Here is a 13087-nt window from a genome sequence, read left to right on the forward strand (position 1 = left end):
GAATATACGAAAAATAATTGAAATTAAGCCTAAAAATTTTTTGACAAAAAATCAAAAATCAATTTTGGCGGACACCCTTTAAAAAAATAAAAACTGTCGGTGAATGGTTTTAAAATAAGTGAGTTGGGTTTTAACCCAATCTGCAAACTTTTTCTATTTTCTTTCTTAGCTTTTCAACGGAATTTCCTAAAACCAGTGCGGTATACATTGCACCGCCCGCTCCGGCACCTTCCTTAACGAATCCCTTAAGGTAGTTTTTCAAACCTTCATAATCGGAATCCTCAAATCTAGGGTCAACCACATTGACGGTGATGTTGTCATCGATTTGCTCTAAAATTCCGAATAAATCAGCAGTTTCATCAGCAGCTACAAATACGGTAGTTGCTAAGTTGATTCTTGAAAAGTCGAATGTTGGCTGAATGGACTTGATCACTGCACATGTTGCAGCCATCTGTGTTCCTCCGGCCAGGATAATCGGAATGTCTGAACCCAATACCATTCCTGCAATTGCAGCGATTGTCGGGTCACCGACTGCACCGATTGCCTGCATTGCATCGGCTTCACCAGGAGTTATTCCAGCTTTTTCCAATCCTTCATTGACTGCATTTGATTTCAGGTCATGAGGGTTGTACGGCATGCTTCCGCTAACCTTTTCATTTGCTTCATAGCCCAGTGCCTTCAATACTCCAAGGGCTGTTGTGGTTCCTGCGGCTATGCTTTCGCCGATAATGAGCATTTCATGTCTTTGGGACAGTTCATTACCTAAGTCTTTTGCGTTTTCAAATATTTCCAATGGGTTCAATACGCCTTTACCGGTTCTTATGTCTCTTCCGTATTCCTTTCCAAGGCTGACGTATTCAAGGTCAGGCTTTATTTTGGATCCTGCATCAACAATCACGAATGGGGTGTTTGAAAGTTGAAGTGATGCTTTGGTAAGTCTTGCAGGTGTCGGTGCTGCAGCATCTCCAACCACTGTTTCTGCTGGAGCTTCACAGCATCTGACTTCTCCCAATACCATGAATTCGGCATCGCTTGCAGGAGTGTATTCGGTCAGGTCTGCAGATGGTCCCGCTCCTGAAATCCCTTCAATCAGGGAGGTTTCTGTTGTTCCTATTGTAAGCAGGAATACTGCATCATCTTCCACTTCCTGTAGCTTTTCAGTCAATTCTGTTGAACCGTAAGTTGTTACGCCATCAATCATTGTTTTCACCCTGTTTTTTCAATAAGTCAATAATAATCTTGTTCTGGTTAATAATCTTCTTGTTTTGAAGCATTATCTTTTTAAGCATTTCAATTTCAGGCAATTCATTATCAGTTTGGAATGTCTTGCCGTCTCTTGCTCTAGGTGGGATTTTAATCTCTTCTTTTGGTGGAAGGGATGATTTTTCATCTCCTCTTGGAGGAATTGTTCCTTTTGAGGCGCTGTCCTCATTTGAAATGAAGTCAACGTATCTGTGTGTCACCTTGTTCTTTCCCCTTTCGTCAAGCAGTTCCATAAGTCTGTCATCAACCTGCTTGATGCCAACCAACTGTTCCTGCTCTACTTCATGCAATAATCGTTTTTGAATGTTATAGGCATTGTAAATTGGTATTCCTCTGGTTTCACATTCGTTTTTAAACATATCGTGTATGTTAATGTCTCCGGTTAATTTTTTAACTCTTTTCTGTTCTGGAGTGTTAGCGCTATAAAATCCCATACTTTCACTTATGTATTTTAAATTTAAAAAATATTTTTATATTTTAGATTAGTAATATACTAATTAATTAAATTTTTTATAGTTGGTTATCTTGATAAGTTTAGGAATAGAAGGAACAGCAGAAAAAACAGGTGTGGGCATTGTTGACAGTGACGGAAATATTCTGGCAATGGCTGGAAAACAGCTATTTCCAGAAGAGGGTGGAATCCATCCGAGAATCGCCGCTGAACATCATGCCGAATGGATTCCTAAACTGATACCGCAAGCTATTGAGCAGTCAGGATTGTCCTATGATGACATTGACCTGATTTCATTTTCACAGGGTCCGGGACTTGGACCTGCCTTGAGGATAGTTGCAACATCAGCAAGGTCCCTTGCATTATCACTTAAAAAACCTATCATTGGAGTCAATCACTGCATTGGCCATGTAGAGGTTGGAAAACTAGATACAGGTGCTGTAAATCCTGTGTCACTTTATGTGAGTGGAGGCAACAGTCAGGTGATTGCCTATGAAAGCGGAAGGTACCGCATTTTCGGTGAGACATTGGACATTGCCGTTGGAAACTGTCTTGATCATTTCGGACGTGAAACAGGACTGGGACATCCAGGCGGACCGGTCATTGAAAAACTTGCGAAAAAAGGTTCATATGTCGACTTGCCTTATGTCGTCAAGGGAATGGACTTCTCATTTTCAGGATTGCTGTCCGCTGCATTAAGGGAGGTTCAGAGAGGAGCACCGATTGAGGATGTGTGCTTCTCACTTCAGGAAACCGCATTTTCAATGCTTGTTGAGGTTACAGAACGTGCACTTTCACACACCCAGAAGGATGAGGTAATGCTCTGCGGTGGAGTTTCAGCCAATTCAAGGCTTCGTGAAATGCTAAAGACAATGTCAGAAGAGCATGGTGCAAAGTTCTACATGCCTGAAATGAAGCTCTGCGGTGACAATGGTGTCATGATTGCATGGCTGGGACTTCTGATGTGCAGGGAGTTCGGACCGATGGAGCTGTCCGAAACAGGCATCATCCAGAAATTCAGGACAGATGAGGTTGACATTCCATGGATTGACAATACCAAGACCTATCTTAAGTTGCCTGATGAGTTCATTGCGAAAGGTGCCGAGTCAAATATTGTGAGAAGCGAATACCTGGGTGAAAAAGCGGCGGTCAAGGACCGCATCCCTAAGGGATACAGGATTTGCGAAATCGACGATAAGATCAGAAAGGCAAGAACCAAGGAAGAGGCAAAATTATTGTCCGATGCTAAAAGAGCGGGAGTCAGGACTCCGGTGCTCTATGACATCGATTTGGAATCCAAAGCCATTGTGATGGAGGAGATTGACGGTGTGATGGTCAAGGATATCATCGATGAGGACTTGGCATTCAGGATAGGCGAGGAAATCTCAAAGCTCCATTCAGCGGACATCATTCATGGTGACATCACAACTTCAAATATCATGCTTAGTGACGATAAGCTGGTTTTCATAGACTTCGGTCTTGGAAGATACTCACAGCTTAAAGAGGATAAGGCAGTTGATTTATTAGTTTTAAAGAAATCCTTGCAAAGCATTGACTATAACCTGGCAGTGAAATACTTCGACCGTGTCCTTGAAGGTTACGGGGACAAGTCAATAACAAATGCAATAAAAGACATCGAATCCCGTGGAAGATACACCCACTAGTTCACCAACACATATAATAAAAATCATCACTAAAACTTAAAAATATGATAACATTTATAACTGGTAACGAACATAAAGTAAAAGAAGCAGAGAATATTTTCAAAGATTACGGCATTGAACTTGAGCATATTGATTTAGGTTACGAGGAACCCCAAGGAACTCTCGAGGAAGTGGCCTTATCAGGCGCAAAATATGCTAGTCGTAAGCTTGACAAACCTGTGATTGTAGAAGATGCTGGTTTATTCATTAGAGCTTTAAACGGTTTTCCAGGAACCTATTCACATTATGTTCAGGATACTATTGGAAACCAAGGAATTTTAAAGCTATTAACCGATACTGATGACCGTTATGCCGAATTCAGGTCAGTTATTGGGTACTGTGCCCCCAATTCTGAGCCCAAGACTTTTTTAGGCAAGGTCGAAGGTGAAATCGCAGTTGAAGAAAGAGGAGATTTAGGATTTGCTTTTGATCCGCTCTTTTACGTTCCAAGTCTGGACAAGACTTTCGGAGAACTTACAACTGAAGAGAAAAACCAGTTTTCACATAGAAAAAATTCATTAAAGAAATTTATCGAATGGTATTCTAGTCAAGAGTAACATTATTTTCTGTTTAATTGGGCTTATTTAAGATTTAATAAATTTAAAGAGGTTTATATTATGGCAAGACCAGAATGGGTAACTTATAGTGACGAAGAAATTGAAGAAATGATTTTAAAATTTAACAGAGAAGGTAAAAGTACTTCCGAAATCGGTATCATCTTAAGAGACCAATACGGAATCCCTTCAGTTAAAGACGTAACCGGTGAAAGAATCACCCAAATCTTAAAAAGAAACGGTCAAGCTGGTGAATACCCAGAAGATTTAATGAACTTAATCAGAAGAGCAGTAAACATCAGAGACCACTTAGAAGAAAACCCTAAAGACTTACACTCTAAAAGAGGTTTAACCATTATCGAAGCAAGAATCAGAAGATTAGCATCTTACTACGTAAGTGAAGGTGCATTACCAGAAGGATGGAGATATAATCCAAGAGAAGCAGCACTCCTTGTTAAATAGGGCTAGCGAAGCCACAAATATGCTTAAGGAGCATATTGAAAAGGATAGTGTTATAAGATTAATTTCTCATAACGATGCTGATGGAATATCAGCAGCAGCAGTTATAGCGAATGCTTTAAAAGAGGAAGACGTTCAATTCCACACAACAATCATTCCACGTCTAAAGGAGGATATTGTAAATCAGCTCAGAAGCGAAAAGTATGATCTGTTTATATTCTCCGACATGGGAAGTCCGTTCATCAAGGAATTCAACACCTACAAGCATGACGTTATAGTTGCTGACCACCACCAAATCGACGATACCGAATCTGAGAGTAATGTGGTTCACATTAACCCTCACATATTCGGCGTTGACGGCAGTAAGGATTTATGCGGTGCGGGTTCAGCTTACCTTGCCATTCGTGACTTGGACAAGAAACACCTTGCACACTATGCACTCATAGGTGCATTCGGTGATATGCAAGGCCAGAACGGCTTTACAGGTGTCAACCGTCTGATTTTAGAGGATGCACTTGAAAGCGGTGTTGTGGAAATTCACGAAGGCTTGAAGATTGTGTCAAAGGCATCTGAACCTATCTATAAGTCACTCGCATACACTTTTTCACCGCCTTTACCTGGAATAAGCGGGGACTTTGAAGGCGCTCAGGAATTTCTTGAACGCATGAACCTGTCCTATGGAATCAAGTTCACAGACCTTGAGGATGAGGAAAAAGACCTTTTGAAAGAGGCGCTTGTAACAATCAATCCGGACATTTTCGGAGATTGCTATACAGTTCCGAAAGAAGTGCCTTTGCTTCGTGACCTTGAGGAGTACTCATACATTCTTGATGCCTGCGGAAAGAACAAGAAGCAGGGTCTCGGTTTGAGCATTGCTCTTGGAGAAAAGGAACAGGCATTGGATGCGGCCTTAAGGCTTCAACGCCAATACCGTGACCAAATCGTCAAGGGACTTGAATGGATCAAACGTGAAGGAGCACAGCAATTGAATGCAGTTCAATACCTGTACTCTGAAGATAAGGTATTGAAATCCGTAATGGGAACAATTGCAAGTATCGGATTGTCAGTTCAGATATTGGACAATTCAAAACCTGTCATTGGAATGTCAAGACTTCACAAGGACATAAAGATTTCAGGAAGAACCACCCGTGAAATGGTTGCACGTGGCGTGAACTTGGGAAAGGCATTGCAGGATTCCTCAAACAACTTCAACGGTACCGGTGGAGGACACGACATTGCTGCTGGAGCTATGATTCCATATGAGGCAAAGGATAATTTCCTACACTTGGTGGATGAAATGGTTGAATATCAATTAAGTAATGATTAAAATGTTTTTAACAAAAAAAGAACAAGAAATGTGTGATGGGGAGTACGGTGAAACCATCAGGAAAAGCATGGACATTCTTGTTGCATTAGGCGACATCTACGGTGCTTCCAAACTGGTTGACATCACCTCAGCACAGGTATCTGGTGTTTCCTACAAGACTATTGGAGATGCCGGTTTAGAATATCTTGAAGACTTGGCTCAGGATGATTCCGGAAAGGCAACAATCAACGCTTCCTTAAACCCTCCTGGAACCGATTTGGACAATTGGGAGGAATTGGGTTTTCCGGAGTATTTTGCAATCAAGCAGAACAAGATTGTGGATGCATATGCAAATCTTGGAATTTCAAAAACCTGTACATGCACTCCTTATTTAGTTGGTAACGTTCCAAGATTCCGAGATCATGTTTCATGGTCCGAATCATCTGCTGTGGCTTATGTCAACTCCGTGATTGGTGCAAGAACCAATCGTGAAGGAGGACCTGCAGCACTTGCAGCGGCCATTGTCGGAAAGACTCCGTTATACGGATTCCATCTTGATGAAAACAGGAAAGCCAACCTTGTTGTTAATGTTAACACTGAGTTGAAAGGTGCTGATTTTGGAGCTTTAGGCTACATTATCGGTAAGGTAGTGGGCAGCGGAGTTCCTTACTTCAAGCTGCAGAACACTCCAAACAACAATGACATGAAAACCTTAGGGGCAGCTCTTGCATCATCAGGTTCAGTTGCACTATATCACATGGAAAACGTGACTCCTGAGTTTGACATTGCCGGAGAGGCTGAGGTTGAAGACATCATGTTCATTGGTGAAAAGGAGATTGCCGAAACCCGTGAAAAATTGACAACAACCGATAGGGAACCTGATCTGATTTGTCTTGGATGTCCTCATGCATCACTTGAGGAGATTAAGCAAGTGGCATCTATTGTTCAAGGAAAAACAATTAAAAACAAACTGTGGATTTGCACTTCAGTCAGCGTTAAGGCAACAGCCGACAGAATGGGCTACACTCAAATAATCGAGGCTGCAGGCGGAAACGTCGTTTGCGACACTTGTATGGTTGTGGCTCCTATTGAGGAAATGGGCTTTGAAGTGATTGGTGTGAATTCAGCAAAGGCAGCAAATTACGTGCCGTCAATGTGCGGACTTGATGTTGTCTATAATGATGTGGAAAACCTTATTCAATTCGAATAAGTTTTCTCAAATTCTTTTTTTTTAAAAAATTTAAACTTTAAATTTAATGAAAACCATAAATATATAATTAATAGAACTTGTTAGGAGACTTTTTATGAATTATTTAGTTGTTGGTGCTGGAAATGCTAGTAGGCCTGTTGCAAGATTGCTCAATTATTTAGGCCATGATGTGGTAATTACTGATTTAAAGGATATTTCAGAATTTAAAATAGAATTCCAACGAAGCCTAATTGAAATGGAAAAGGAAGGCGTTAAACTGGACATGGCAAATAAGGACCCTTCCGTGGAAGGCTTTGAAGCGGTTTACATGCCACCTACATTGCCGGAATCCGCTCCGATAGCTCAAAAAATCAAGGATTCAGACTTGAAAATCCTCACCAATGAGGAATTCTCAAGGATAGTCAACGACCTGATTCCTGTTGACATTATCGGAATCACCGGAACAATGGGCAAGACCACAACAACATTCATAACCACAAGTCTATTTAAACAGGCAGGATATAACGTATGGTCCTGCTCTTCATTAGTGAATAATCTAGTTTCTGAAGCCATTATCGATGGAATCGTTAAGGGAAAAGCTGAAGAATGTGACATTGCAATTTTCGAGCTTCCACACGGTACCATAGGTCTTTTGGACAGGCTCGACATCAAGATTGGTCTTTTAACCAACATTGCAGAGGACCATCTCTCAGAGTTCGGCGGTTCACTTGAACTCTACCAGGAGCGTAAGATGGTATTGGAGGCAATGAGCGAAACATTCATCGCAAACCACTCCTGCTATGACATCATAAGTCCTAAAAGGGTTGATGCAATATATTACGCATTGGACGAGGATGTTGACTTTAAGGGAACTGTCGGTGACGAATCACTAACAATTGAATATAATAACGAATCTTTCACAACACCATTCCATATGATGAGCTACTTTTTTGAAAATTCAGTGGCTGCAAGTGCGGTGGCACTGACATATGGAGTTAAAAAAGAGGATATAATTGATGCATTGACTGAGTTCAAGGGATTGCCTGCACACATGGAGGATGTCGGCAACTACAATGGAAGAAAAGTTATATTGGACTCAGCATTCCTGTATGATGGAATGAAAATAACATTGGACTACTTCAAGGATGAAAGCGTAGTCCTGTTCCTCGATCATTTTGACACATTATCCGTAAGGGACAAGGCAGAGGTTGGAGAGCTTGTAAGCAACTACAACATCAAGACAGTCATTGCCAGCGGATTCAATGAAGTAACCCAGGAAGTGGAAATGGAAGCCGCTCAAGAGATACTTGACGCAATAACCAATCCTGACATCGAGAAGGTTGCAGTTGAAAACATTGAGATTGCAGCTTGTGAAACCTTCAGGTATTCCGAACCTGGCGACATCATACTTCACATGGGACCGCTCATAGCATATGACAGGCTCACCACTGTCGAGAAAATCATGAAAGGACTTGAAGAAGGGAGTAAGAAATATGAATAAGAACGATACCTTTGGAGTTATAGGAGTTTGCGGTGCAAACGGTAATTTAATCGCAAGAATATTAAAGCAAAGAGGATACAATGTCATTGGAACAGACCTGTCCTTCAAAAAGGATTGCCGATTCGCAAAAGCTCTTGAAGGATACGACATTGAAGTGTTCTACGGAAAGACTCCAGAAGCATTCTTCAAAAAGTCAGACTACATTATCCCACCGGCAAGCCTTTCAAAAGATGCGGAAGTGCTTAAAAACTGTGACAAACCTATTTTAGAATTATGTGATGTAATAGACCTGATTAAACCTGAAAAGCCGGTGTTCGGAATAACAGGTACCAACGGAAAGACAACATCAACAACACTGCTCAAGAAAATCGCATATGACAATGGAATAAAACCGTCAGAGCATGAGCTTGAAGGAATGCAGGGTAATGCGGAATTCATTCCTATATTGCAGTCAAGACTCAACGGTGATGTTGGAATATTGGAGGTCGGAACATTCGGAGTTCCCGGAACCGTTGGAAGAATAGTCAAGAACACTTCCATGGAAGGCGGAATAATCACAAACATCACACCTGATCATTTGAATGACCTTGGAAGCTTTATGGATTATGCAAACGTTAAGGCTGAATTCATTAAGGAATTGAATGGCGGCACACTTATAGTCAACGGCCAGGACCCTACAATCATGGGACTGCTTCGTGAACTTGACTTCAAGGGTGAGGTAATCACATTCGGTGTGGATGAGATGCCTGACTCCATAGGAATGAAGGAATGTGTCTGCGGCAAGGAAATCGCAGTTAAGGAGATAATCTCCGGTTGCGGATACTATTTCTGTCAATGCGGAATCACAACCCCTCAAGTTGACTATATAGCAACAAATGTGGACCTGGCAAACAGGACCTTTGACCTTCACACTCCAGAAGAGAAACTGACAGTCAAGATGGGAGTGGACGGACTTCACAATGTCTACAATCTGACCGGTGTAATCATTGCGGCCCATAAGTTCCTTGGATTGCCTTATGATAAGATATTGCCTTCAATTGCAAGCTTCACAGGTGTAAGCGGAAGAATGGAGGAGGTTGCAAAGGTGAAGGGCAAGGACATTTTCGTTGATTATGCCCACAATCCTGCAGGTGTTGAAACAGTCTTAAAGGAATTCAAGAAACTGTTCGGTGACTTCACAACAGTCATAACCGTCTCATCAGAATCAGGATATCGTGGAGATGTCGACATATTCAACAGCGTTCTGAAATTCTCCAAGTTCATCGTGCCTGCATCAGTTGCATCCCATAAGATTGCGCTTGAAAAATTACATGACAATCCTAAATTGAATGACAGGATATTCCTAAACCATGTGGCCGAATTCAAGAAGACCGGAACACTTGGAGCATCAAAAGAAGAAGTCCGTGACGGTCTTAGAAAGGCATTAAACCTGGATTGTGAAATGGTGATAGCTATTGGGGAAGCCGCAACAAAATATAAATCATTAGTATTTGATTTATAATTCTTTTTTTTATTATTAGTGTTCATTTGCTCTCTCAATATATTAATAATACTTGAAATTAAATTATAATATAAAAGTTTTAAGGGTTTATAATATGGCAAGCTACATTAATCATCCGTTATTGAAAAAGGATGCTATTGAATCAAGATTATATCAGCAGATTCTCGCAGGAGACGTATTGAAGAAAGGGAACACAATGGTTGTTGCGCCTACAGCGTTAGGTAAGACAATAGTGGCCATTCTTGTAGCTGCCGACCGATTGCATAAGGTTAAAAACTCAAAAGTTCTTGTTCTTGCACCGTCAAAGCCATTGGCAATACAGCATGAGGACAGTTTCAAGGAATTTCTAACACTTCCATGCTCCTCAATAACAGGTGCCGTTAAAACCGATGAGCGTGTAAAAAGATGGGAAGAGTCAAGAATCATTTCCGCAACACCACAGACCGTCGAATCCGATTTGTTGAATCACCGTTATGATTTAAGCAACGTGTCATTGATTGTTTTCGATGAGTGCCATCATGGTGTCGGATCATACTCATATGTGTACCTGGCATCCCGTTATGTCCAGGAATCACAGTTCAATCTCATTTTAGGACTCACCGCTTCACCAGGTTCAGACAAGTACAAGATTAAGGAAGTTTGTGAAAACCTATACATTCAAAACATTGTTGTAAAGACTGAGGATGACGTTGACGTGAAGCCATACTTCAATCCGGTTGAAATCGAATGGGTCAAGGTGAAAATGAGCAGTGAACTTGCCAAAATCAAGGAATATATTGACAAGGCATTGAAAATAAGGCTCAAGGCCCTGAAGAATATGGGAATCATCAAGACCGTATCGGTAGGTAAGGTTGATATCCTGAAAGCGAGAGGCCGTGTCCAGGGTGAGATTGCCCGTTCAGCAAATCCGGATAAGGACCTGTTTCAGGCAATTTCCATTTTAAGTGCAGTTATCAATATTCAGCACGCACAGGAGCTTATTGAAACCCAAGGGGTTCAGACATTCAACAAGTACATATCAAGATTGCGCAAGAAGAAAACAAAGGCCGCAAAATCATTGATGTGGGATGATAACTTCGCTCGTGCCATCAAGATGGCAAGGGATGCTGAAAAGCATGGATGGGAACATCCGAAATTAAGGGAAATCACAAAAATCCTTAAGCAGGAGTTGGGAGACAATGGCCAGACCAAGCTCACAACATCCAGATTCGATGATAAGAGTGACGAGTCCGCATCAAAGGTGATTGTCTTTACACAATACCGTGATACACTTGAAATGATTCACCAGAAACTTGAAAAGGAAGGAATCAAATCCGCAAAATTCTTTGGCCAGGCATCAAAGGATGGTGAAAAGGGACTGACTCAAAAGCAGCAAAAAGCCATTATCAAGTCATTCAGGATGGGAGAATATGATGTATTATTGTCAACAAGTGTGGCTGAAGAGGGTATTGACATTCCCGCAGTGGACCTTGTCGTATTGTATGAGCCGGTTCCATCTGAAGTGCGTATGATTCAGCGCCGTGGAAGGACAGGCCGTAAAAGAACCGGACGCGTAAAGGTATTGCTCACTGAAGGAACCCGTGACGAGGCATATTACTGGTCAAGCATCAGAAAAGAGGACCGCATGAAAAACCAACTTATTGACCCTGACGTATTGGAGGAGTTGAATGCCTCAGCCATTGAAAGAATGGAAAATGAAAAGAAGGTCAAGGTGATTGAAAGGCCTAAGGAAGAGAATGATTTTCCTGTAGTCTATGCAGATTCACGTGAAGGAAACTCAAAGGTAATCAGGCACCTGACTGAAATGGAAATTGACGTTAAGGTCCATTCAATGGCCGTTGCAGACTACCAGGTAAGTGATGAGGTGGCCATTGAGAGAAAAACCGCAAAGGACTTTGTCGATTCAATAATTGATAAGAGGCTATTCAAGCAGGCCAAGGAATTGTCCGAGGAATTCAAGCATCCTATTCTGATTTTAGAAGGTGATGATTTATACACTGGAATGATCAATCCAAATGCAATCAGGGGATCCATGGCATCCATTGCAATTGATTTCGGTATAAGCATAATCCCTACAAGGAATGCGCAGGATACCGCTGCAATGATTAAAAGAATTGCGGTTCGTGAACAGAATGGTGAAAGGACTCCTATTCAAATCAGGACAGATAAAAAGCCTGTAAGCCTGATGGAGCAACAGCTGTTCATAGTAGAGTCATTACCTAACATCGGACCGGTAAACGCTAAGAACCTGCTGATGCATTTCGGTACAGTGTCCAATATTTTGAATGCAAGTGAAAGTGACCTGCAGGAAGTTGAAGGTATCGGTAAAAAAACAGCCAAGGATATCAGAAAAGTCCTTGATTCAAAATATCTTTATTTTAAAAAAGAGATTAAAGAGAAAAAACTTCTCTAGAAGTTTTTCTTCATATATTCATAACTTTTTTTGATGGAATCGTAATCATTTACTTCGAGTATGTAGATGCCATCATAATTTTTGCTTTCTAGATTGTTGACTACACGTTTTAAATCAATTGAGCCTTCACCTAATGGCAGGTGTGCATCATCATCACCAAAATTATCATGGATATGTACGTGTTTAATGCAATCAAAAATCATCTCGTCTGCGGAGTATCCTGAATGGTTCGCATGGCCGACATCCAATGTCATGTATAAATCATTGCCTGTGAGAAACTCATTCAATTCAACCATGTTCTCATAAATCATGCTTTCAAATGAGGGCATGTTCTCGAATGTGGTTAGAATTCCCAAGTCTTTTCCGTATGCTCCAAGTTCAATCATTGATTCCTTTGCATAGTCAAAAACTTCATTTCTGAAATATTTATTTGGCAAGTATCCAATCAAACCCGGATGTACTACAACCGCTTCGGCGTTAATGTCATTTGCAAGATCAATAGATGATTTTATCTGATTAATGGAATTCAAGCGGCTTTTGTCCTGAAGGCTTGCAATGTTGACGTCCATGAAAGGGGCATGAATTGAATATTTCAAATCATAGCTTTCCAACATGTCGGGGGTGATATTTTCTGATGGGTATTGGTGAACCAGTTCAGCATAATCAATCCCCAAGCTTTCAATGAATTCCAATGCATTTTCCAAGCTGTCGTCGATTCCAGCTAATGTTGATGCTCCAATTTTCATG

The 13087-nt window shown here is 41.2% G+C and carries 11 protein-coding genes; 8 read left to right on the top strand and 3 right to left on the bottom strand.

Going from position 1 to position 13087, the window contains the following annotated elements; translation table 11 throughout:
* Positions 1-130 precede the first annotated feature (130 nt).
* Both cobT and E7Z78_RS08475 read right to left on the bottom strand, forming a co-directional pair.
* Positions 131-1201, bottom strand: a complete 1071-nt coding sequence (cobT, locus tag E7Z78_RS08470; RefSeq protein ID WP_303724729.1) for a nicotinate mononucleotide-dependent phosphoribosyltransferase CobT — start codon at positions 1199-1201, stop codon at positions 131-133.
* Positions 1194-1697 carry a hypothetical protein gene (locus E7Z78_RS08475; protein ID WP_303724730.1) on the bottom strand — a complete coding sequence of 168 codons (504 nt, stop codon included), beginning with the start codon at positions 1695-1697 and terminating at the stop codon, positions 1194-1196. The genes cobT and E7Z78_RS08475 overlap by 8 nt, the downstream gene beginning before the upstream one ends.
* Positions 1698-1779: 82 nt before the next feature.
* Here E7Z78_RS08475 and E7Z78_RS08480 point away from each other — a divergent pair, with 82 nt between their 5' ends.
* The 8 genes from E7Z78_RS08480 to E7Z78_RS08515 all read left to right on the top strand — a co-directional run bounded on the left by E7Z78_RS08480 (position 1780) and on the right by E7Z78_RS08515 (position 12340).
* On the top strand, positions 1780-3378 hold the full coding sequence (locus tag E7Z78_RS08480) for a bifunctional N(6)-L-threonylcarbamoyladenine synthase/serine/threonine protein kinase (RefSeq protein ID WP_303724731.1): 1599 nt from the start codon (positions 1780-1782) through the stop codon (positions 3376-3378).
* Between the two features lie 44 nt (positions 3379-3422).
* Positions 3423-3974, top strand: a complete 552-nt coding sequence (locus tag E7Z78_RS08485; RefSeq protein ID WP_303724732.1) for an XTP/dITP diphosphatase — start codon at positions 3423-3425, stop codon at positions 3972-3974.
* 60 nt (positions 3975-4034) lie between these two features.
* The gene (locus tag E7Z78_RS08490) at positions 4035-4433 is read left to right on the top strand and encodes a 30S ribosomal protein S15 (RefSeq protein WP_303724733.1); all 399 of its coding nucleotides are present in this window, start codon (positions 4035-4037) and stop codon (positions 4431-4433) included.
* Complete coding sequence (locus E7Z78_RS08495; RefSeq protein ID WP_303724734.1) at positions 4423-5757, top strand: DHH family phosphoesterase; 1335 nt, start codon at positions 4423-4425, stop codon at positions 5755-5757. Before E7Z78_RS08490 ends, E7Z78_RS08495 begins: the two co-directional genes overlap by 11 nt.
* Before the next feature lies 1 nt (position 5758).
* Positions 5759-6946 (top strand): aconitase X catalytic domain-containing protein, encoded by a 1188-nt coding sequence (locus E7Z78_RS08500; protein ID WP_303724735.1) that lies wholly within the window; start codon positions 5759-5761, stop codon positions 6944-6946.
* A 94-nt stretch (positions 6947-7040) separates the two neighbouring features.
* Positions 7041-8426, top strand: coding sequence for a Mur ligase family protein (locus tag E7Z78_RS08505; RefSeq protein WP_303724736.1), 1386 nt, complete (start codon positions 7041-7043; stop codon positions 8424-8426).
* Entirely contained in the window at positions 8419-9927 is a 1509-nt protein-coding gene (locus E7Z78_RS08510; RefSeq protein ID WP_303724737.1) for a Mur ligase family protein, read from the top strand. The genes E7Z78_RS08505 and E7Z78_RS08510 overlap by 8 nt, the downstream gene beginning before the upstream one ends.
* 94 nt (positions 9928-10021) lie before the next feature.
* The gene (locus E7Z78_RS08515; protein ID WP_303724738.1) at positions 10022-12340 is read left to right on the top strand and encodes a DEAD/DEAH box helicase; all 2319 of its coding nucleotides are present in this window, start codon (positions 10022-10024) and stop codon (positions 12338-12340) included.
* On the opposite strand, the gene E7Z78_RS08520 is transcribed toward E7Z78_RS08515, so the two are convergent.
* Positions 12337-13086 (bottom strand): sugar phosphate isomerase/epimerase, encoded by a 750-nt coding sequence (locus tag E7Z78_RS08520; protein WP_303724739.1) that lies wholly within the window; start codon positions 13084-13086, stop codon positions 12337-12339. The two genes, E7Z78_RS08515 and E7Z78_RS08520, sit on opposite strands and share 4 nt — an antisense overlap.
* Position 13087: the final 1 nt, after the last annotated feature.

Source organism: Methanobrevibacter thaueri, from assembly GCF_015062915.1.
Classification (GTDB): domain Archaea; phylum Methanobacteriota; class Methanobacteria; order Methanobacteriales; family Methanobacteriaceae; genus Methanocatella; species Methanocatella thaueri_B.

Bases quoted from the DNA above. Each gene is read 5' to 3' on its own strand.
- E7Z78_RS08485 (WP_303724732.1), top strand. From the start codon at position 3,423: ATGATAACATTTATAACTGGTAACGAACATAAAGTAAAAGAAGCAGAG.
- E7Z78_RS08515 (WP_303724738.1), top strand. From the start codon at position 10,022: ATGGCAAGCTACATTAATCATCCGTTATTGAAAAAGGATGCTATTGAA.
- E7Z78_RS08500 (WP_303724735.1), top strand. From the start codon at position 5,759: ATGTTTTTAACAAAAAAAGAACAAGAAATGTGTGATGGGGAGTACGGT.
- E7Z78_RS08510 (WP_303724737.1), top strand. From the start codon at position 8,419: ATGAATAAGAACGATACCTTTGGAGTTATAGGAGTTTGCGGTGCAAAC.
- E7Z78_RS08490 (WP_303724733.1), top strand. From the start codon at position 4,035: ATGGCAAGACCAGAATGGGTAACTTATAGTGACGAAGAAATTGAAGAA.
- E7Z78_RS08505 (WP_303724736.1), top strand. From the start codon at position 7,041: ATGAATTATTTAGTTGTTGGTGCTGGAAATGCTAGTAGGCCTGTTGCA.
- cobT (WP_303724729.1), bottom strand. From the start codon at position 1,201: ATGATTGATGGCGTAACAACTTACGGTTCAACAGAATTGACTGAAAAG.
- E7Z78_RS08475 (WP_303724730.1), bottom strand. From the start codon at position 1,697: ATGGGATTTTATAGCGCTAACACTCCAGAACAGAAAAGAGTTAAAAAA.
- E7Z78_RS08520 (WP_303724739.1), bottom strand. From the start codon at position 13,086: ATGAAAATTGGAGCATCAACATTAGCTGGAATCGACGACAGCTTGGAA.